This window comes from Agrobacterium sp. SUL3 (genome assembly GCF_001263295.1).
Taxonomy (GTDB): Bacteria; Pseudomonadota; Alphaproteobacteria; order Rhizobiales; family Rhizobiaceae; genus Agrobacterium; species Agrobacterium tomkonis.
This window is the reverse complement of sequence record NZ_KQ414515.1, coordinates 13,429-32,247: the sequence shown is the minus strand read 5'-3', so window position 1 is coordinate 32,247 and position 18,819 is coordinate 13,429. Positions and strand designations below refer to the sequence as shown.

Annotated in this window: 20 protein-coding genes; 10 read left to right on the top strand and 10 right to left on the bottom strand. The window is 60.6% G+C overall.

What is annotated here, in order from left to right:
- Nucleotides 1-11: 11 nt before the first annotated feature.
- From AKG12_RS23535 to pcaD, 8 genes are all read right to left on the bottom strand, one after another.
- Entirely contained in the window at nt 12-851 is an 840-nt protein-coding gene (locus tag AKG12_RS23535; RefSeq protein WP_046802022.1) for a transporter substrate-binding domain-containing protein, read from the bottom strand.
- A gap of 42 nt (nt 852-893) precedes the next feature.
- Nucleotides 894-1,544 carry an amino acid ABC transporter permease gene (locus AKG12_RS23530; RefSeq protein ID WP_052820645.1) on the bottom strand — a complete coding sequence of 217 codons (651 nt, stop codon included), beginning with the start codon at nt 1,542-1,544 and terminating at the stop codon, nt 894-896.
- Nucleotides 1,545-1,554: 10 nt separating this feature from the next.
- Nucleotides 1,555-2,223, bottom strand: a complete 669-nt coding sequence (locus tag AKG12_RS23525; protein WP_046802020.1) for an amino acid ABC transporter permease — start codon at nt 2,221-2,223, stop codon at nt 1,555-1,557.
- 368 nt (nt 2,224-2,591) lie between these two features.
- Nucleotides 2,592-3,653: a 3-carboxy-cis,cis-muconate cycloisomerase gene (locus AKG12_RS23520; RefSeq protein WP_052820644.1), complete on the bottom strand. Its 1,062-nt coding sequence runs from the start codon at nt 3,651-3,653 to the stop codon at nt 2,592-2,594.
- 12 nt (nt 3,654-3,665) lie between these two features.
- Complete coding sequence (pcaG, locus tag AKG12_RS23515) at nt 3,666-4,286, bottom strand: protocatechuate 3,4-dioxygenase subunit alpha (RefSeq protein ID WP_052820643.1); 621 nt, start codon at nt 4,284-4,286, stop codon at nt 3,666-3,668.
- Between the two features lie 2 nt (nt 4,287-4,288).
- Complete coding sequence (pcaH, locus tag AKG12_RS23510) at nt 4,289-5,029, bottom strand: protocatechuate 3,4-dioxygenase subunit beta (protein ID WP_052820642.1); 741 nt, start codon at nt 5,027-5,029, stop codon at nt 4,289-4,291.
- Entirely contained in the window at nt 5,026-5,475 is a 450-nt protein-coding gene (gene pcaC / locus AKG12_RS23505; RefSeq protein ID WP_046802016.1) for a 4-carboxymuconolactone decarboxylase, read from the bottom strand. The genes pcaH and pcaC overlap by 4 nt, the downstream gene beginning before the upstream one ends.
- A gap of 3 nt (nt 5,476-5,478) precedes the next feature.
- Complete coding sequence (gene pcaD / locus AKG12_RS23500; protein ID WP_052820641.1) at nt 5,479-6,276, bottom strand: 3-oxoadipate enol-lactonase; 798 nt, start codon at nt 6,274-6,276, stop codon at nt 5,479-5,481.
- Between the two features lie 94 nt (nt 6,277-6,370).
- Here pcaD and pcaQ point away from each other — a divergent pair, with 94 nt between their 5' ends.
- Nucleotides 6,371-7,315: a pca operon transcription factor PcaQ gene (gene pcaQ, locus AKG12_RS23495; protein ID WP_052820640.1), complete on the top strand. Its 945-nt coding sequence runs from the start codon at nt 6,371-6,373 to the stop codon at nt 7,313-7,315.
- Here the strand turns inward: pcaQ and pobA are convergent.
- Nucleotides 7,309-8,481, bottom strand: a complete 1,173-nt coding sequence (pobA, locus tag AKG12_RS23490; protein ID WP_052820639.1) for a 4-hydroxybenzoate 3-monooxygenase — start codon at nt 8,479-8,481, stop codon at nt 7,309-7,311. The genes pcaQ and pobA overlap by 7 nt on opposite strands.
- A gap of 117 nt (nt 8,482-8,598) precedes the next feature.
- Between pobA and AKG12_RS23485 the strand changes: the two genes are divergently transcribed.
- Nucleotides 8,599-9,522, top strand: a complete 924-nt coding sequence (locus tag AKG12_RS23485) for a helix-turn-helix domain-containing protein (protein ID WP_052820638.1) — start codon at nt 8,599-8,601, stop codon at nt 9,520-9,522.
- On the opposite strand, the gene AKG12_RS23480 is transcribed toward AKG12_RS23485, so the two are convergent.
- Nucleotides 9,492-10,253 (bottom strand): IclR family transcriptional regulator, encoded by a 762-nt coding sequence (locus tag AKG12_RS23480; protein ID WP_046802011.1) that lies wholly within the window; start codon nt 10,251-10,253, stop codon nt 9,492-9,494. The two genes, AKG12_RS23485 and AKG12_RS23480, sit on opposite strands and share 31 nt — an antisense overlap.
- Before the next feature lie 139 nt (nt 10,254-10,392).
- On the opposite strand from AKG12_RS23480, the gene AKG12_RS23475 reads away from it, so the two are divergent.
- From AKG12_RS23475 to AKG12_RS23440, 8 genes are all read left to right on the top strand, one after another.
- Complete coding sequence (locus tag AKG12_RS23475) at nt 10,393-11,100, top strand: 3-oxoacid CoA-transferase subunit A (protein WP_052820637.1); 708 nt, start codon at nt 10,393-10,395, stop codon at nt 11,098-11,100.
- Nucleotides 11,097-11,792, top strand: coding sequence for a CoA transferase subunit B (locus AKG12_RS23470; RefSeq protein ID WP_052820636.1), 696 nt, complete (start codon nt 11,097-11,099; stop codon nt 11,790-11,792). Before AKG12_RS23475 ends, AKG12_RS23470 begins: the two co-directional genes overlap by 4 nt.
- Before the next feature lie 24 nt (nt 11,793-11,816).
- Entirely contained in the window at nt 11,817-13,022 is a 1,206-nt protein-coding gene (pcaF, locus tag AKG12_RS23465; protein ID WP_052820635.1) for a 3-oxoadipyl-CoA thiolase, read from the top strand.
- Nucleotides 13,023-13,431: 409 nt separating this feature from the next.
- Nucleotides 13,432-14,460: a LacI family DNA-binding transcriptional regulator gene (locus AKG12_RS23460; protein ID WP_052820634.1), complete on the top strand. Its 1,029-nt coding sequence runs from the start codon at nt 13,432-13,434 to the stop codon at nt 14,458-14,460.
- Nucleotides 14,461-14,742: 282 nt separating this feature from the next.
- A complete protein-coding gene (locus AKG12_RS23455; RefSeq protein WP_052820633.1) occupies nt 14,743-15,684 on the top strand; it encodes a sugar ABC transporter substrate-binding protein in 942 nt (313 codons plus the stop codon).
- 137 nt (nt 15,685-15,821) lie between these two features.
- Nucleotides 15,822-16,745 (top strand): sugar ABC transporter substrate-binding protein, encoded by a 924-nt coding sequence (locus AKG12_RS23450; RefSeq protein ID WP_080842983.1) that lies wholly within the window; start codon nt 15,822-15,824, stop codon nt 16,743-16,745.
- Between the two features lie 47 nt (nt 16,746-16,792).
- Nucleotides 16,793-17,692 (top strand): sugar phosphate isomerase/epimerase family protein, encoded by a 900-nt coding sequence (locus tag AKG12_RS23445; RefSeq protein ID WP_052820631.1) that lies wholly within the window; start codon nt 16,793-16,795, stop codon nt 17,690-17,692.
- 23 nt (nt 17,693-17,715) lie between these two features.
- The gene (locus AKG12_RS23440) at nt 17,716-18,747 is read left to right on the top strand and encodes a Gfo/Idh/MocA family oxidoreductase (protein ID WP_052820630.1); all 1,032 of its coding nucleotides are present in this window, start codon (nt 17,716-17,718) and stop codon (nt 18,745-18,747) included.
- The last annotated feature ends 72 nt before the right edge of the window (nt 18,748-18,819 follow it).

Here is an 18,819-nt window from a genome sequence, read left to right as displayed (position 1 = left end):
AAACCTCCGGATTACTTCACGGTGAACGGGATGTCGGGCAGGCTGTCCGGGAAGGCCGGAACTTCGCGCTTCATCCACTTGTCATAGATCTTGGCCAGCTGGCCGTCGGACTTGATCTTGTCGAGGAAGGCGTTGACGGTCTCGTTCCAGTCCTTTTCACCGGGACGGGTGCCGGCGCCGTTATAAAGCGTCGTCAGATCGAACTTCGGCTCGTATTTGCCTTCGGCCGCCTTGTTCAGACGGTCGCCATAAAACTGGTTGCCGCCGACGACCTCGACCTGGCCGGAGATGAGCGCCTGAATATTGGCGGCGTCATCATCAAAGCGCAGGATGTTGGCCTTCGAGCCGGCGCCTGCCGTGATCGAGGTATCCATGGCGCTCGACTTCGGCACGCCGACGGAGACACCGGTCAGATCGTCATAACCGGCGATCTTCTTGTCCTTCGGGCCGTAGACCGAGAGAACGTTGCCGGCATAGGGCTTGGAATACTGGATGGTTTTTGCGCGTTCGGCGGTCATGCCCATGGTTGCGAACAGCAGATCGACCTTGCCGGTCAGAAGCGCCGGAATGCGGTTTGCCACAGCGAGCGGCACGAACTCCACCTTGACGCCGAGATAATCGGCAAAGGCCTTGCCGATATCGGCATCGAGACCGTCCTGTACGCCGCTGGAATTGACGAAGCCCCATGGCGAATTGTCGCCCTGAATGCCGATGACGACCTTGCCCTTGGCCTTGGCCTCTTCCACCGTGCCGGCGAAAGCATCGACCGGTGCGATAAAGGGCAGGGCAACCGTTGCCGCGGCAAGCGCGAGCAGGGCGCGGCGAGAGAATTTCATGCTGGTGGTTTTCATCTTTTGCTCCTCCTTACAAAGCTGATGAGATGGTTTTGGTTGTTAACGGGAATTGGCCTGCATCCGTCTCTCCACACCCGCGCCCCACAGGGAAAGCGGCCAGCAGATCAGGAAATAGATGATGCCGACGATGGCGAAGACGGTGAGCGGGCGGAACGTCTCGTTGGAGACGATCTGGCCGGCGCGCGACAGTTCGACGAAGCCGACGATGGCCGCGAGCGAGGTGCCCTTGATGAGCTGCACGAGGAAACCGATGGTCGCTGGCAGAGAAATCTTGAAGGCCTGCGGCAGAACCACGTCCTTCATGCGGGAGATATAATGCAGGCCGAGCGCATTGGCGGCTTCCGTCTGGCCTTTCGGCACCGCCTGGATGCCGCCGCGCCATATTTCGCCAAGGAAGGCGCTGGCATGCAGGGTGAAGGCGATGGCAACAGCAATCCATGCATCGACATTGAGGCCGGCAAGCGCCACGCCGTAATAGACGACGAACAGCTGCATCAGGAGCGGAGTGCCCTGGAAGACGGCGATGTAACCGGTGCTGGCGCGCTGGATAGCGGCATTGTCGGCAACGCGGGCAAGCGCCACGCAGAGACCGAAGACACCGCCGCCGATAAAGCCGATCACGGTCAGCGCAAGTGTCCATTTCAGGCCTTGCATCAGGAAGAAGAATTCGTTGGGACCGATGGATTCCATTGTCTTTTCCTCACTTGACCGGATAGCTGAAAGACGCGCGGGAGATGAGCGAGAAGATGCCCATCATCAGCGAGGAAATGATGAGATAGAGCAGCGTGATCGAGAAATAGACCTCGAAGGACCGGAAGGTGTCCGCCTCGATCTTCTGGGCCACGGATGTCAGTTCGTAGGCGGCGATCGAGGTGCAGACCGAGGTGGTCAGCGTCAGCATGATGAACTGGCTGGTGAGCGACGGATAGACCGCCCGCAGCGCCGGTTTCAGAATGATGTGGCGGAATATCTGTGACCGGTGCAGGCCGAGCGCCAGCCCCGCCTCCACCTGTCCCTTGGGAATGGAATCCACTCCGCCGCGAATGATTTCAATGGCATAGGCGCCGCCGTTGAGAGCCAGCGCAATGATGGCGGTGACGGTGGGGTTAAGCTTGATGCCAACCTGCGGCAAAGCGAAGAAAATGAAGAATATCTGCACCAGAAACGGCGTGTTGCGGATGGCTTCGACGAAGCCAATGACCAGACCGCGCAGCAGCTTGAAGCGCGAACGACGGGCAACGACGCCGAGAACCCCGATGACGGTGGCGAGCGACATGCCGGCAATGGCAAGGCCGATCGTCGCCAGACAGGCCAAAAGCAGCTCGGGCAGGCGGTCCATGACCACCGAAAAATCGAGACTGTAAGACATTCTTCCTCCCAACCCGTTCGGGTCCGGACAGGCGTTTCGCCTTGTCCTTATCGCTTTGGGAACCTTACGGCGCCAAAGCCCTCCATTTGTCTGACCATGTCCAGAAGGTTGTTTTCCTCACCCGCAGCACAGCTTCGACATGATTGTTTGTACCAGTTAGTTCATTTTTGTGTCAAGCGCTTCATCCGGTTAAAAAAGCAGCTGAAAAGCCGTTTTTTCTACATTCGTTATTTTTAAGAAAATCTTGTGTTATCAATAGCTAATGCGCAAAGGCGCAAGCGTTTTCAATGCACGCAAACACTGCCGCCGAAGGTGTGGCGTGAAGTGCCGGGGAAGCCGATTTCAATCAAAATCCGTGGGTCTCTCGGCTAGCTTTTTTCCGTGCCCAACCTGTCTATCTGTCCCGCGAGGCGTTCGGCGATCAGCAGGGATGCACCCGTTGCCGTCACCATTTGCGGCAGCGTCATCCATTCCAGCATCCAGCCAGCACCGGACCGCTCCTGTTCGTGGACAAGCGACTGATGCACTGCGGATATCTGCACGGCATTAAACCGTGCCAGTGTCACCAGCGTTTCGGCATTGACCGGATTCTGCTTGTGCGGCATGGCCGAGGAGCCGCCGCCGCCGGAGAGGCGGATTTCCGCGCCGAGTTCCGCCATCAGCGCAATGTCCTGGCCGAACTTGCCCAACGCACCGGTGATCAGCGAGAGAATATTGCCGAATTCGGCGACGCCATCGCGCTGGCTCTGCCATTGCGGTCTGTCGGCAAGGCCGAGGCGCTTTGCAAGATCGGCGCGCACGGCAGCGGCATCGTCGCCAAGCTTTTCCAGCGTGCCGGCCGCGCCGCCGAACTGAAGGGCAAAGCCGTTCTGCGCAAAGATTTCGAGCCGTAACAGATGGCGTTCGAGTGGCGCGGTCCAGCTCGCCGCCCGGTCGGCGACGGTGATGCCGATGGCGGCCTGCATGCGGGTATAGCCCGTCAAGTGGTTGTGGCCGTCGCGGGAAGCGATGTCTCCCAGCGTATCGATGAGGTGGCCGAGCCGGGTGGCGATGATTTCCGCAGCCATTTTCAGCCGCAGCATCAGGCTGGTATCGATGACATCCTGGCTGGTCGCGCCGAAATGCACCTTGTCCGCCGCCTGACCGGCGACCGCTGCCCGCATCTGCCGGATGAGTTCGGGAACCACAACGCCGTCCTTCGCGACGCCGTGGCGAAGTGCGGTCATATCGGCGGCAAAGTCCGAAAGCCCCAAGACGATCGCTTCCGCCACATCCTCGGAGATGATGCCGGCCTCCGCTTCCGCCTGCGCCAGCGCCGTCTCGCAACGGACCATGGCGTCGATATCCGCTCTCGCCGAAAACAGCTCGACGATCTCGCTGTCGCCGAAAAGGCCGGACAGAAACGGATGTTCGAAAGGGGAAAGGCTCATCTTCCGTCTCGCTCAGATATCGAAAAACACGGTTTCGCCTTCGCCCTGAAGGCGGATATCGAAGCGATAGACGTTGCCTTCTTCCCTTTTGGCGACGAGCGTGGCGATACGGCTTTTCTGCTCGACGCGGGCAAGAACCGGATCGGCGGCATTGGCCTCCTGTTCTTCCGGAAAATACATGCGGGTCTGCAGGCCGATATTGATGCCGCGCGCAACGATCCAGAAGGTGATGTGCGGCGCCATCGGCCGGCCGTCACGGAACGGGACCGTGCCGGGCTTGATCGTTTCGAAAATGAATTCGCCAGTATCCATGTCGCCAGGCGAGCGGCCCCAGCCGATGAAATTCGGATCAGCCTTGCCGCGTGTTTCGCTCGGGCTGTTGTAATAACCGTCGGTATCGGCCTGCCAGATTTCGATCAATGCGTCCTTCAGCGGCATTCCCGCGCCGTCATAAACCGTGCCGCGCACGCTGATACGTTCGCCGCGCGCCTTATCGTTATAAAGCGGACCGGACCCCAGATCCTTTTCGAACACGCCTTCGATGCCGACGAAATTGGGCGTGCAGCCGATATGCACATAGGGTCCCGCCGTCTGCGAGGCGGTCTCTTTGAAATAGTTGAGCGGCTGAACCATGGTCAGTTGCCCTCCATGCGATTTTCGAAAAGGGTCGAACGGCGACCGCGCAGGACGATATCGAACTTATAGGCCAGCATGTCCATCGGCAGCGTCGCATTCATGTCCAGCGGCGCAATCAGCCGCTTGATTGCGTCCTCATCCGGAATGGTCTTGACGATCGGACATTTCCAGATCAGCGGGTCGCCTTCGAAATACATCTGGGTGATGAGCCGCTGGGCGAACCCGTGGCCGAAGACGGAAAAATGGATATGGGCCGGCCGCCAGTCATTGACGCCGTTCGGCCAGGGGTAAGCGCCCGGCTGGATGGTCTTGAACCAGTAATAGCCGTTCTCATCCGTAATCGTGCGGCCGACGCCGCCGAAATTCGGATCAATGGCGGCGAGATAGCTTTCCTTCTTGTGGCGATAGCGCCCGCCGGCATTGGCCTGCCAGAATTCCACCAGCGCGCCATCCACGCCGCGGCCGCGCTCGTCCAGCACCCGGCCATGTACGAGGAGGCGCGGACCGATGGGCATTTCGCCGGGGCGGGCGTAATTGAGGATGAGGTCGTTATCCAGCTCGTTCAGCATGCCATGGCCGAAGACGGGACCGGTGATCTCGCTCTTGGTGCCATCAAGCGAAATCAGCGCGCGCTGCGGCGAGCGCAGGATCGAAGTCTTGTAGCCGGGCGCATAGGCCAGCGGGTGAATGTCGCGGTTGCGCGCGAAGAACGGTCCGGTTTCGGGCGGTTGGTTGCTCATTTCGTCTCCTCCCCATCGCCAGAATGATCAGCGCCAGAATTATCAGGGGAACTATCGGCCTTCATGCTGGCCAGGGCAAGCTTGGCGATCTTGAAAGCGTGGTTGGCGGCGGGCACGCCGGCATAGATCGCCACATGCAGCAGCGCCTCGCGAATATCCGCCTCTGTGGCGCCGGTGTTGACGGTGGCGCGCACATGCATGGCAAGCTCCTCGTCCTGCCCGAGCGCGGCAAGCAGCGCGATGGTGACCATCGAGCGCTCGCGCTTCGTCCAATGGTTGCCGGACCACACCGTTCCCCAGGCGGCTTCGGTGATGAGCTGCTGGAAGGGCTGGTCGAAGCCGGACGTCATGGTTTGCGCCCGGTCGACATGCGCGTCGCCCAGCACGGAGCGGCGGGTCTTCATGCCCTGTTCGAATCGTTCGTTCTTGTCGATATGGTCCGCCATCGGTCAATGCTCCGGCAAGGTCTTCAGAAAAATTGAGGTCGCCTGTGTGTAGGCAAGCGGCTGTTCAAGGCATGGGATGTGGCCGCAGCCGGCAATGGTCACGAAATGGCTTGCGGGAATGAGATCGGCAAGCGTCCGCACCAGCTCCGGTGAGGTGGAGCCATCCTGATCGCCCGCGACACAAAGCGTCGGCACGGCGATGCGCCCAGTGGCTTCGGTAAAATCCGCATCGCGGATGGCGGCGCAGGTGCCGCTGTAACCGGCTTCCGGCTGTTGCGAGAGCATGTTGCGCGCGCCGGCATAGGCGGCATTGTCTGGCTTACGGAAGACGGGTGTGAACCAGCGCTCCATGACGGGATCAACCAGCGAGGCGAGGCCATCGGCGGCGATCTTGTCGATGCGTGCATTCCACATCTCGGCCGTGCCGATCCTGTGGGCGGTGTTGCTGAGCACGAGCGCGCGCACGAGATCGGGACGGCGGGCATAAAGCCCCTGTGCAATCAGACCGCCCACCGACAGGCCCCAGATGATCGCGCTCTTCACACCAAGATGATCGAGGAGTGCGATCAGATCGCCGGCATGATCGTCGATGGAATAGGGGGTGTGTCCGACATCGGAAAGCCCGTGGCCGCGCTTGTCGTGCAGGACAAAAGCATAGTCATCACCGAGCGCTTCGATCACCGCATCCCAGATGCGGAAATCGGTGCCGAGCGAATTGATGAAGGCGATGACCGGCTTGCCGCTGTCTAATCCCTTGGTGCGATAATGGATCACGGTCTCGCCGCAGCGCAGAAAATGCATGGCATGCTCCTCCTGCCAGGGATATTGCAAGCCGGTTCCGGTTAAGTAAAATGACATTATCGATGAAAATCATAACCTGTGGATTATATGAGCGATGGTCGATCAGCGTATCAAGTTCCGCCACCTGCAGACCTTCGTGGAGGTGGCACGGCAGAAAAGCGTCATCCGTGCTGCGGAAATCCTGCATGTCAGCCAGCCGGCGGTGACGAAAACCATCCGTGAGCTGGAAGAGATTCTCGGCGTCTCGCTGTTCGACCGGGAAGGGCGCGGCATCCGCATCAGCCGTTATGGCGAGATATTCCTGCGGCATGCCGGCGCGACGATGACGGCGCTGCGGCAGGCGGTCGATTCGGTCTCGCAGGAGGCGGCACGCGCCGGTCCGCCGGTGCGGGTGGGGGCTTTGCCCACGGTTTCGGTGCGGATCATGCCGCAGGCGATGGCCGGGTTTCTGGCGGAAAAGACCGGCAGCCCGGTGAAGATCGTGACCGGCGAAAACGCCGTGCTGCTGGAGCAGCTGCGCGTCGGCGATCTCGACCTCGTTGTCGGTCGGCTGGCCGCGCCGCAAAAAATGGCGGGCTTTTCCTTCGAGCATCTCTATTCTGAGAAGGTGCGCTTCGTGGTGCGCGTCGGCCACCCGTTGCTGTCACCCGGTCTTTCGGTGTTCGACCACCTGCATGAATATCCGGTGCTGATGCCGACGCGGCAATCGGTCATCGGCCCTGTCGTCGAGCAGTTTTTGATCGCCAACGGCGTGCCGGCCCTGCCGATCCGCATCGAAACCGTGTCCGACGCCTTTGGTCGCGCCTTTTTGCGCACCAGCGATGCGATCTGGATCATCTCCGAAGGCGTGGTGGCGGCGGATGTGGCGGATGGCATTCTGGCGATCCTGCCGGTTGATACCGGCGATACCAGCGGCCCGGTGGGGCTGACGGTGAGAGCCGATACGCAGCCTTCGCTGCCGCTTTCGCTGCTGATGCAGGCTATTCGCGAAGCGGCGGGTGAGTTGCTGGATGGGAGGGCGGAGGCCACCTCTCAGTAAGGAAGCCCGACATAATTCTCCGCAAGCGCGGTGGAAGCGGCGCGTGATTGCACGAGGTAATCCAGTTCCGCTTCCTGAATGCGCTGGCCGAACTCCCCCGTATCCGGGAAACGGTGCATCATCGTCGTCATCCACCAGGAAAAACGCACGGCCTTCCAGACGCGGGAAAGCGCCTTCTGCGAATAGCCGTCGATGCCGGTCTCTGACCGGTCGCGATAAAACTCGATCAACGCCTCGCTCAGATAATGCACGTCGCTAGCGGCGAGGTTTAGGCCCTTGGCGCCCGTCGGCGGCACGATATGGGCGGCGTCGCCGGCCAGAAACAGCCGCCCGAACCGCATGGGTTCGCAGACGAAGGATCGCAGCGGCGCGATGGATTTTTCAAAGGAAGGTCCGGTCACCATTTCATCCGCATGGTTTTCCGGCAGGCGGCGGCGGAGTTCATCCCAGAAGCGCTCGTCGCTCCAGTTTTCCGGCCGGTCATCCAGCGAACATTGGATGTAATAACGGCTGCGCGTGTTTGAGCGCATGGAACAGAGGGCAAAACCGCGCGGATGGTTGGCATAGATGAGTTCATGGTTGACGGGCGGCACATCGGCCAGAATGCCAAGCCAGCCGAAGGGATAGACCTTCTCGAATTCCTTGATCGCGCCATCAGGCACGGATTTGCGGCTCACCCCATGAAAACCGTCACAACCGGCGATGAAATCGCAATCAATCCGGTGGGTTACGCCGTCTTTCTGATAGGTGACATAGGGACTGGCGCCATCGAAATCATGCGGCTCCACATTGGCGGCATCGTAAATGGTCATGAGGCCCGCCGCTTCACGGACATCCATCAGGTCATGCGTCACCTCGGTCTGGCCATAGACCATGACGCGTTTGCCGGCGGTCAGATCGAACAGATCAATGCGATGGTCGCGGCCGTCGAAGGTCAGCGAAAAACCATCATGCGGCAGGCCTTCCCGGTGCAGGCGCTTATCCGCGCCGACCTTTTCCATGAGGTGCACCGTGCCTTCTTCCAGCACGCCGGCGCGGACACGGCCGAGGATATAATCCTTGCCGGCCCGGTCCAGAATGACGGTCTCGACGCCTTCTCTGGCCAGAAGCTGGCCAAGCAGAAGCCCCGATGGGCCGGAGCCGATGATGACGACCTGTGTGCGCATTGTTTCCTCCCGGACTTGTCTCCTGTCAGGAAATTGACCAAGGCGGGCAACAAGCTCAATGGACTTTCTGATCCGTAAATTGCACAATCCGACCATGAGGTGGAGGAGGGGGATAAGATGCGGATTGCTGCGAGTGAGGGGCTTTATGGCGAAGAAGCGGCGCAAGGCACTGATTTTCGCTTCCATTGCGAGACGCTTTTTTCGAGAAGCAGCCTGCACCGTTTCGAAATCGGACTGCATCGCCACTCTGCCTTTCTGCAAATCTTGTACATTTTTGGCGGTGAGGGCGATGCGTTGCTGGATGGTCGCATCGAACCTATCCGCCCGCCGGTCGCCATCATCGTGCCGCCGGGTTTCGAGCACGGCTTCCGTTTCTCACGCGATATTGGCGGGGTGATCGTCACCATGCTGCCGGGCGCGCTGCCGGCATCGGTGCAGGCGCTTTTGCTGCGCAATTTCCAGCAGCCGGTGCTTTTGCCCTTGCGCGACTTTGCCGAGGGAGAATGCCTGAGCCAGGGTTTTGAACGGATTTCCGCGGAATACGAAGCCCGCGAGATCGGCCGCAATGCGATGATCGAAGGCCAGCTGGCCACCGTGGTCACGCTTCTTTCACGGGCCGCGCGGCCGCTTCTGGAAGCGAGTGGCGAAGGCCTTGCCGGGCAGCGTTTCGAGCGGTTGCTGTCGCTGATCGCCCGCCATATTCGCGAGCCGCAAAAAGCCGGGTTTTATGCAAAGAAGCTCGGTCTGTCCGAGACCCATCTCAACCGTCTGGTCCGCTCCGTGTCCGGTCTCAGCCTGCAGCGGTTGATCGCCAAACGTCAGATCGAGATCGCCCAGCAGGAACTGGTCTTTACGGTTTCCAGCGTGCAGATGATTGCGGAAGGGCTGGGCTTTACCGATCCCGCCTATTTCAACCGCTTCTTCAGGCGGGAGACCGGCATGACGCCGCGCGCCTGGCGGCTGGCCGAACAGCGCAAAATGGGCGATGCCGGCGCGCGGCAGATGCCGCCTCAGACCAGCATTCTCGCCAGTTCCCGCTGAACGGAAAGAAGCGCCGGCAAATATCGCTCCACCAGTTCCTCCATCGAGGCGGCCGAGGCGGCGAGCCCGACATTAAGCGCAGCAACCGTCTGACCACGCACGCTTTTCAGCGGCACCGCGATGGAGCGAAGACCGGCTTCGACTTCCTGATCGATCAGCGCATAACCGCGATGACCGGTCACCTCGATTTCGGCGAGCAGGGCGTCGATGTCGGTGATCGTCTTTTCCGTGCGGGCGACCAGCCGGGAAGCTTCGAGAATGTCGCGCCGCCGCTCGGATGGTTGCGCCGAAAGAAGAACGCGGCCCATCGAAGTGCAATAGGCGGGCAGGCGCGATCCGGGCATCAGTGCAATGGACATGACCCGCTGCTGGGCGGCGCGGGCCACATAAACGATTTCGGTTTCATCCAGAATCGAGACGGAGGTGCTCTGGCCGATCTCCTCTGAGAGATGGTCGATGAGCGGCTGCACGATCTTCGGCAGCGGCATTGTGGCGAGGCAGCCGGTGCCGAGCCGCAGCACCTTCGGCGTGACGGTGAAGAACTTGCCGTCATAGGCGGCATAACCAAGCTCTGAAAGCGTGAGCAGACAGCGGCGCGTCGTGGCGCGGTCCAGCCCGGTAATCTCGGCGGCATCGGAGATGGAAAGGCGCGGCCTCTCGGCGCTGAAAGCCTCGATCACACGCAACCCCTTGGCGAGACCGCCCATCATGTCTCTTTCGTTGACCGCCATTTTACAGCTCCATTTATGCGATATACGAACAAAAGTCATATAACGCACAAAATCCTTGCCGTCGAGGTTGTTTCGGATTTACCTCATGGCCACAAAGCCTTGCCGGTTCCATCAGCTTGGCTGGATGGAGGTTTTGAGAATGGACAAGACAATCAAGAGTGCTAGAGAGGCGCTTTCCGGTATCGGCGACGGTGCGACGATCATGATCGGCGGTTTTGGCGGCTCCGGCGCGCCGATCGAGCTGATCCATGCGCTGATCGACAAGGGTCCGAAGAACCTGACGGTCATCAACAACAATGCCGGCAACGGCCGCATCGGCATCGCCGCTATGATCGACGCCGGCATGGTCAGGAAGATGATCTGCTCCTTCCCGCGCTCTTCCGATCCGCGCGCCTTCACCGATCGGTATCTGGCCGGCGAAATCGAGCTGGAACTGGTACCGCAGGGCACGCTTGCCGAGCGCATCCGCGCTGGCGGTTCCGGTATTCCGGCTTTCTACACCCCGACCGGCTTTGGCACGGAACTGGCGCAAGGCAAGGTTATCGCGGAATTTGACGGCCGCTCCTATGTGCAGGAGCGCTGGTTGAAGGCCGACTTTGCCATCGTCAAGGCCGAGCTTGGCGACACCTATGGCAACCTCACCTACAACAAGGCCGGGCGCAATTTTAACCCGCTGATGTGTATGGCCGCGAAAACCACCATTGCGCAGGTCTCGAAGATCGTCGCCGCCGGCGAGATCGATCCGGAGCATGTCGTCACGCCAGGCATTTTCGTGAACGGCGTCGTGGAAATCCCCGATCCGCAACAGGAAGAAGTCCTCATTCGCGCCGGGGTAGCCTACGCATGACCACGACCATCGACACCCGCGAAGACATCAAGCTTTCCAACGCCCAGATCGCATGGCGTGCGGCGCAGGACATCGAGGACGGCGCTTACGTCAATCTCGGCATCGGCTTTCCGGAAATGGTGGCACGTTACCAGCCGCCCGGCCGTCAGGCGATCTTCCACACCGAAAACGGCATCCTCAATTTCGGCGAAGCGCCGCCGGAAGGCGAAGAGGACTGGAACCTCATCAATGCCGGCAAAAAGGCCGTGACGCTGAAACCTGGTGCGGCCTTCTTCCACCATGCGGACAGCTTCGCCATGGTGCGCGGCGGGCATCTGGATGTGGCGATCCTCGGGGCCTATCAGGTGGCGCAGAATGGCGATCTCGCCAATTGGCGCGTCGGCTCCAAGGGCGTGCCGGCCGTCGGCGGGGCCATGGATCTGGTGCATGGCGCCAAGCAGGTCTTCGTCATCACCGAGCATGTGACCAAGAACGGCGAACCGAAGCTCGTTGAGAAATGCGCATTTCCGCTGACCGGCGTCGGCTGCATCACCCGCATCTATACCAGCCATGCCGTCATCGACGTGGTGGATGGCCGTTTCGTGCTGCGCGAAAAGCTGCCGGCGATGACATTTGAAGAATTGCAGGCCATGACCGGTGCGCCACTCAGTGTGAATGGCGAGGTAACCGATCTCGTTGCACCGGAACTTTAAGGCCAGAACTCTAAGGAAAGACCGATGACCGAAGCCTATATCTGCGATTACATCCGCACGCCCATCGGCCGCTTCGGCGGCGCGCTTTCCTCCGTCCGTGCCGACGATCTCGGTGCGGTGCCGCTGAAGGCGCTGATGGAGCGCAATCCTTCCGTCGATTGGGAGGCCGTCGAGGATGTGATCTTCGGCTGCGCCAATCAGGCGGGCGAGGACAACCGCAACGTGGCGCGCATGTCGCTGCTGCTTGCCGGCCTGCCGGTTTCCGTAACCGGAACGACGATCAACCGGCTGTGCGGTTCTGGCATGGATGCTCTCATTACGGCCGCCCGCGCAGTCAAATCGGGCGAGGCGGAGCTTATGATTGCCGGCGGCGTGGAAAGCATGAGCCGCGCGCCCTTCGTTCTGCCCAAGGCGGAAAGCGCCTTTTCGCGCAATGCCGAAATCTACGACACCACCATCGGTTGGCGTTTCGTCAACCCGCTGATGAAGGCGCAATATGGCGTCGATTCCATGCCGGAAACGGGTGACAATGTCGCGATCGATTATCAGGTCTCGCGTGAGGATCAGGATGCCTTTGCCGTGCGCAGTCAGCAGAAGGCGGCTGACGCGCAGGCTAACGGCCGTCTCGACAAAGAGATTGTTTCGGTGACGATCCCACCGCGCAAGGGCGATCCGCTTGTTGTCTCCAGAGACGAACACCCGCGTGCGACCAGTCTCGAAGCGCTGGCGAAGCTGAAGCCGGTGAACAGGCGCGATGGCGCGACGGTGACGGCGGGCAATGCGTCGGGCGTCAATGACGGCGCGGCCGCGCTCGTCATCGCTTCAGCGGAAGCGGCGAAGAAATATGGTCTTACCCCCATCGCCCGCATCCTTGGCGGTGCCGCCGCCGGCGTGCCACCACGCATCATGGGCATCGGCCCGGCGCCTGCTTCGGCCAAGCTTCTGGCACGGCTAGGGTTGAAACAGGAACAGCTTGACGTGATCGAGCTGAACGAGGCTTTCGCCAGCCAGGGCCTTGCGACGCTTCGCCAGCTCGGCATTGCCGATGACGATGCGCGGGTGAATGCCAATGGCGGCGCCATCGCGCTCGGCCATCCGCTCGGCATGTCGGGTGCGCGTATTGCCGGCACTGCGGCGCTTGAGCTTTCGCTGACCGGCAAGCGCCTTGCGCTCGCCACCATGTGCATCGGCGTCGGGCAGGGGATCGCTGTGGCGCTGGAGCGGGTCTGATCGTTTGGCGGCATTCGGAATCGTCAAAACGGTGCGAATGCCGCTGCCGCAGTTTCCTTACGTGTGAGAGTGGCCATTCAGGCTACCCGGCAGGCGATTTTCTCGCTCTGACACATCCCAGCCTCCTCATTCCTGTGCTTGTCACAGGAATCCAGTCGACGCGCGTCTGCGCGGCGAAAGGTCTCTCTCAGCCCAAGGACTTGGGCTGGCTGGATCTCTGTGACAAGCACAGAGATGAGGGAAGGAGCGTACTGGACCAGGCAAGTCGGCCTTGCGGCGCAGCTCTGGCCTGGCTATTCCCTGATGAAGCACTCCATACCATATCCCTTCACGCATGTTGGATTCCATCATGATCCGTGACATGTTTTGCGAGATATGACAGGAATCTTTCCGTCTACGGGGTGTCCGCATGAAACGTCCGACCATCACAGATGTTGCGACAGCCGCCGGCGTCAGCGTCGCAACCGTCGACCGCGTGTTGAACGGCCGCCTGCCGGTGCGAGAAGAAACCGCGCGGCGCGTGTTTGAGGCGGCGGAGAAGATCGGTTTTCATGCCACCAACATCATTCGCCAGCGCATGCTGGCCGATATGCCATCCTACAGTCTTGGCATTATCCTGCGCAAGGAACGGCATGCCTTTTACCAGACCTTTGCCGACGAGCTCGAACTTGCGGCACGCAACATCCGGGATCGCCACCTCAATCTTCGCATCGAATTCGCCCAGTCCGGCGAACCGGGCGAGTTGGCGGCGCTTCTGGCCGGCATGAAGGGCCGTGTGCAGGCGGTCGCTGCCACGGGTCCGGACCATCACGATGTCACGGCCGCCGTCGAGGCGCTGAAAGCCAAGGGTATACCGACCTTTTCCCTGCTCTCCGATTTTGCTCAAGGCGTGCGGGAGGCCTATCTCGGCGCCAACAATATGAAGGTCGGGCGCACGGCGGCCTGGATGATCTCGCAGCTGGCGCGCAGCAGGGGCAAGGTGCTTCTGCTTTTGGGCGGTCACCGTTTCCACGGCCATTCGCTGCGCGAAACCGGCTTTCGCAGCTACATGCGGGAATATGCGCCGGAATTCGAGGTGATGGATGCGCTGATCACGCTGGAGACGCGGCGACTGACCTATGAGCTTGTCATGGATACCATCGCCAAGCATCGGGATCTCGTCGGCATCTATTGCATCGGTGGTGGCATGGAAGGGGTGATCGAGGCGCTGCAGCAGGAAAACCGGCATGAAAACATCGTTTGCCTCGTGAATGAACTGACGCCCGAGTCCCGTCAGGCGCTGCTGGAACGGCGCATCAGCGGCGTCTTCCAGACACCGCTTCGCGAGCTGTGCGCAGACCTCCTTGTCACCATGGTTCACACCATCGAACACGGCATGGCGGAAACGCCGGGACAGCGCTTTGTGCCTGCGCATCTGTGGGTTCCTGAGAGCCTTTGATGGTTTGATGGATTCCATCATAAATCCGGTGTCCGTTTCTATCAGGCTTGATGGTTTCGGTGGTCTCTGACGCGTTGACGTCGGGGCCGGACTAGGAAATCTTGCCAGCGTGCGGAACGGGCAGGAGGCCGGACCCACACGACATTAGATTATTTCAGGGCTGTTTGACGCTGCGGTTTTTCCTTTGCGGCGAAGGGCAGTTTTTGCCGGAAAGCGGTGGGGGCGCGATGCGCTCCAGCCGGCTCGACCGGTTCTTTTCAAAGGGGTTTGGAGGAGAACGACATGAAAAGACATTTCGCAATTGCAGCTTTTGCCGCGATGCTGGCAACGGGCGCGTCGGCGCAGACGGTCGGGGTTTCCATGGCCCTGTTCGACGATAATTTCCTGACTGTGCTGCGCAACGGCATGATCGATTATTCCAAGGGCATGAGCGGCGTATCGCTGCAGGTCGAGGATGCGCAGAACGATGTCGGCAAGCAGCTGAGCCAGGTGCAGAATTTCGTCGCCGCCGGCGTCGACGCCATCATCGTCAATCCCGTCGATACGGACGCGACCGTTGCGCTTTCGCAGGCCGCAGCCGCCGCCGGAATTCCGCTTGTTTACGTCAACCGCCAGCCGGTCAATCTCGACAGCTTGCCGGACAAGCAGGCCTTCGTCGCATCCGATGAAAAGCAATCGGGCACCCTGCAGACGCAGGAAGTCTGCCGGCTTTTGAAGGAGGCGGGCAAGACGGAAGCCAGTGCCGTGGTGATGATGGGCGAGCTTTCCAACCAGGCGGCCCGCATGCGCACGCAGGATATCAAGGATGTGGTGGCGGCGCCCGATTGCAGCTTTATCAAGCTTGTCGAGGAACAATCCGCCAACTGGTCACGCACTCAAGGATCGGACCTGATGACCAACTGGCTTTCCGCCGGCGTTGAGTTCGATGCTGTCATTTCCAACAATGATGAGATGGCCATCGGCGCCATCCAGTCGTTGAAGGCGGCCGGCCGGCCGATGGACAGCGTCATCATCGCCGGCATCGACGCCACGCAGGACGCGCTTGCGGCGATGGCGGCGGGCGATCTGGATGTGAGCGTTTTCCAGAATGCCGCAGGCCAGGGCAAGGGTGCGCTGGATGCGGCGCTGAAACTCGCCAAGGGCGATGCGGTGGACAAGAAGGTCTTCGTTCCCTTCGAGCTGGTCACGCCGGCCAACCTCAAGAACTATCAGGCCAAGAACTGAGCCATCGCCGTGCCCAGTCGGCTTCTCCGCTCCCGGGGAATGCCGCCAGGCTGGGCGAACGCGCCGGAGCCGGTAGGATGGCCGGCTCCGGCGACAAGAAATGAAGCAACCAGCGGCGATTTCCGCGGGAGGAAACCTTGAAAAAATTACTGATGGCGACGGCGCTCTGCGTCTTCGCGACACCGGCCCTTGCCGAGACCCGCATTGCGGTGTCCATGACGTCTTTCGACAATCCGTTTCTGACGATCCTGCTCAACGGTATCAGGGCCGAGGCCGGGCGCGATAAAAATATCGAGCTTCTGGTCGAGGATGCCCAGCTTGATCCGTCGAAGCAGCTCAATCAGGTGCAGAATTTCATCGCCAATGGCGTTGATGCGATCATCGTCAATGCCGTGGATGGTGATGCCACCACCGCGATCACCAAAGCCGCATCCGCCGCAAAAATCCCTCTCGTCTACGTCAACCATCCGCCGGCCGAACTGGAAACCGGCCTGCCTGATGGGACGGCCTTTGTCGGTTCCAACGAACTCGATTCCGGCACCATGGAAGCGGAAGCCGCCTGCAAGCTGATGGGCGGCAAGGGCAAGGCCGTGATCCTGATGGGACCTTTGGAAAACCATGCGGCGCTGGTGCGCACCAAGGATGTGGAAACGGTGTTTTCCAAGCCTGACTGCAAGATCGAAATTCTCGAAAAGCAGACGGCGAACTGGAGCCGCACGCAGGCGCAGGACCTGGTTTCATCCTGGCTGACGGCGGGCATCCAGTTCGATGCCGTCATCGCCAATAATGATGAAATGGCGATCGGCGCCGCGCAGGCGCTGAAGGCGGCGGGCGTTTCCATGAAGGATGTCGTCATCGCCGGCATCGATGCCACGCCGGACGGTCTTGCCGCCATGCAGGCCGGCGATCTCGACATTACCGTCTACCAGAATGCGACGAAGCAGGGCGAGGTCTCGGTTCAGACGGCGGTGAAGGCTGCTGCCGGGCAGGGCGCTGAAAAGACGCTCTGGGTGCCCTTCGAACTCGTCACCCCGGAAAACATGTCTGCCTACGCCAAATAAGCCGGGGCTTCGGCCCCGGTCCGTTTATCACTTCACTGGAAACAGCCATGAAACATACGCTCGATCCCCACATGTTCCGAGACCTTTCGCTGGCCGAGACCTGCCGCAAGGTTGCCGAACTCGGCTATGACTACGTCGAACTTTCACCCCGTCCGGATTTCCTTTCCTGGTGGACCCGGCCGAAGGTCTATCCCGAACGCGTCGCCGAATTCAAAAAGGCGCTGAAGGACCATGGTGTCGGCCTTGCGACGCTCCAGCCGATGTATCGCTGGGCAAGCCCCTATCCGGACGAATGGGAAGTGGCGATCGACAACTGGAAACGCGCCATCGAGATCGCCGTCGAGATGGAATGCCCGATGTTCGTTTCGGAATTCGGCCGCGGCGGCTCGCCGGAGCGCAGCCTCAACGACCGTTCCGGCCTGCATCGTCCGGAAACCTGCGAAGCGCAGTTCTTCCGCGCCATGGATATTCTGGTGCCGATCCTCGAACGGGAGGGGCTGGTGCTGTCGCTGGAGGCCCATCCCGAAGACTGGATCGAGGAGATCGCGCCGGCTATCGACATTATCAAGACCATCAATTCCAAGGCGGTGAAGGCCTCCTTCATCGCGCCGCATACGTTCTTCTACGGGCCGGACATGGTGGCTAACCTCCGTGCCACCGAGGGCCATCTGGTGCATGTGCGCCTTGCCGATACCTATGACCACAACAAGTCTTCTCAGCTGCGCTACATCGTCAATCCCCCCGGCTCGAAGGTCAGGGTGCATCAGCACACCGATTTCGGCCAGGGCGAGATCGACTGGGAGACCTTCTTTGCGACGCTCGCCGACATGAAATTCGACGGCGTGCTGTCGAACTGCGTGTTTGCCTGGGAAGATCGTGTCGATGAAAGCGCGCGTTTCATGCTCAGCGAAACCCGGCGATACGTCGCCAAGTACTGGAAGCAGTAATCGGGTTGAGGCAGGGAAAACACATGCGCATCGGACTGGTAGGATACGGCACGGGCGGGCGGCATTTCCACGCGCCCTACATCGCAGCAGCGGATGGAGTGGAGCTAACAGGCGTTGTCGCGCGAGCGCCCGAGACCATTTGCAGGGTGCAAGCCGATCTGCCAGATGTCGCCGTCTACGATAGTTTGACGGCGATGATAAATGCCGGAGATATCGATGCCGTCACCATAACGACGCCACCGCATACCCGACGTGAACTTGTCCTGGAGGCAATCGCGGCCGGCCTGCACGTCGTTGCTGATAAACCCTTTGCTCCCAGTGCCGCAGTCGCCCGCGAGCTCGATGAAGCCGCAAAGCAAGCCGGCGTCGTTCTTGGCGTTTACCATAACCGTCGTTTTGACGCCGACATCCTGACGTTGAAAAAGGTTCTGGAAACCGGCCAGCTCGGCGCGTTGTGGAGAGTGCACTCCCGCATGGAGTTCGATGATCCGGACACGCTGGAAGCTGGGCCGACGGGAGGGCTGCTACGTGATCTCGGTAGCCATCTCGTGGATCAAATGCTCTGGCTGATCGGGCCTGTCAAACACGTCTCGGCCTACATCGACATGGCACAAACGGCGCAGGGCAACACCGACGCCGGGTTTGTCATCAATCTGATGCATGCCAACGGTGTGCACTCTCATCTGTCGGCATCGAAACTCAACCGCCTGACGACGCGGGAGTTCAGGGCCTATGGAAAAAACGGCAGCTATGTTTCTTTCGGCACCGACGTCCAGACGCAGGCGATCTTCGCAGGGAAAAAGCCGGCGGACGACCTGCAAGGGTGGGGGTACGAAGCACCCGACCGATGGGGAGTTCTGAAAACGCGAACACGTGAGGAGCGTGTTCCGTCGGAACAGGGCCGCTATCATTCCTACTACGAAGCTTTTGCGAAGGCCGTTGACGAAAAAGGTGAGCCTCCCGTCACCGCAGAGCAAGCCGCGGCAACTCTTGCAGTTCTCGATGCTGCCCGCCTGTCCGCAATTGAAGGACGAACCATTCAGATCGAGCCGTAGCGGTTTTTCAAACACCCGGACGCGGTAACAGCACCGTCTCCAGTCATTAACTCAGCCAATGCGCGTGCAGGC

What these genes read in the sequence shown, in the direction of transcription:
- AKG12_RS23535 (WP_046802022.1), bottom strand. Translation starts at nt 851, where the DNA reads ATGAAAACCACCAGCATGAAATTCTCTCGCCGCGCCCTGCTCGCGCTT.
- AKG12_RS23530 (WP_052820645.1), bottom strand. Translation starts at nt 1,544, where the DNA reads ATGGAATCCATCGGTCCCAACGAATTCTTCTTCCTGATGCAAGGCCTG.
- AKG12_RS23525 (WP_046802020.1), bottom strand. Translation starts at nt 2,223, where the DNA reads ATGTCTTACAGTCTCGATTTTTCGGTGGTCATGGACCGCCTGCCCGAG.
- AKG12_RS23520 (WP_052820644.1), bottom strand. Translation starts at nt 3,653, where the DNA reads ATGAGCCTTTCCCCTTTCGAACATCCGTTTCTGTCCGGCCTTTTCGGC.
- pcaG (WP_052820643.1), bottom strand. Translation starts at nt 4,286, where the DNA reads ATGGTTCAGCCGCTCAACTATTTCAAAGAGACCGCCTCGCAGACGGCG.
- pcaH (WP_052820642.1), bottom strand. Translation starts at nt 5,029, where the DNA reads ATGAGCAACCAACCGCCCGAAACCGGACCGTTCTTCGCGCGCAACCGC.
- pcaC (WP_046802016.1), bottom strand. Translation starts at nt 5,475, where the DNA reads ATGGCGGACCATATCGACAAGAACGAACGATTCGAACAGGGCATGAAG.
- pcaD (WP_052820641.1), bottom strand. Translation starts at nt 6,276, where the DNA reads ATGCATTTTCTGCGCTGCGGCGAGACCGTGATCCATTATCGCACCAAG.
- pcaQ (WP_052820640.1), top strand. Translation starts at nt 6,371, where the DNA reads ATGGTCGATCAGCGTATCAAGTTCCGCCACCTGCAGACCTTCGTGGAG.
- pobA (WP_052820639.1), bottom strand. Translation starts at nt 8,481, where the DNA reads ATGCGCACACAGGTCGTCATCATCGGCTCCGGCCCATCGGGGCTTCTG.
- AKG12_RS23485 (WP_052820638.1), top strand. Translation starts at nt 8,599, where the DNA reads ATGCGGATTGCTGCGAGTGAGGGGCTTTATGGCGAAGAAGCGGCGCAA.
- AKG12_RS23480 (WP_046802011.1), bottom strand. Translation starts at nt 10,253, where the DNA reads ATGGCGGTCAACGAAAGAGACATGATGGGCGGTCTCGCCAAGGGGTTG.
- AKG12_RS23475 (WP_052820637.1), top strand. Translation starts at nt 10,393, where the DNA reads ATGGACAAGACAATCAAGAGTGCTAGAGAGGCGCTTTCCGGTATCGGC.
- AKG12_RS23470 (WP_052820636.1), top strand. Translation starts at nt 11,097, where the DNA reads ATGACCACGACCATCGACACCCGCGAAGACATCAAGCTTTCCAACGCC.
- pcaF (WP_052820635.1), top strand. Translation starts at nt 11,817, where the DNA reads ATGACCGAAGCCTATATCTGCGATTACATCCGCACGCCCATCGGCCGC.
- AKG12_RS23460 (WP_052820634.1), top strand. Translation starts at nt 13,432, where the DNA reads ATGAAACGTCCGACCATCACAGATGTTGCGACAGCCGCCGGCGTCAGC.
- AKG12_RS23455 (WP_052820633.1), top strand. Translation starts at nt 14,743, where the DNA reads ATGAAAAGACATTTCGCAATTGCAGCTTTTGCCGCGATGCTGGCAACG.
- AKG12_RS23445 (WP_052820631.1), top strand. Translation starts at nt 16,793, where the DNA reads ATGAAACATACGCTCGATCCCCACATGTTCCGAGACCTTTCGCTGGCC.
- AKG12_RS23440 (WP_052820630.1), top strand. Translation starts at nt 17,716, where the DNA reads ATGCGCATCGGACTGGTAGGATACGGCACGGGCGGGCGGCATTTCCAC.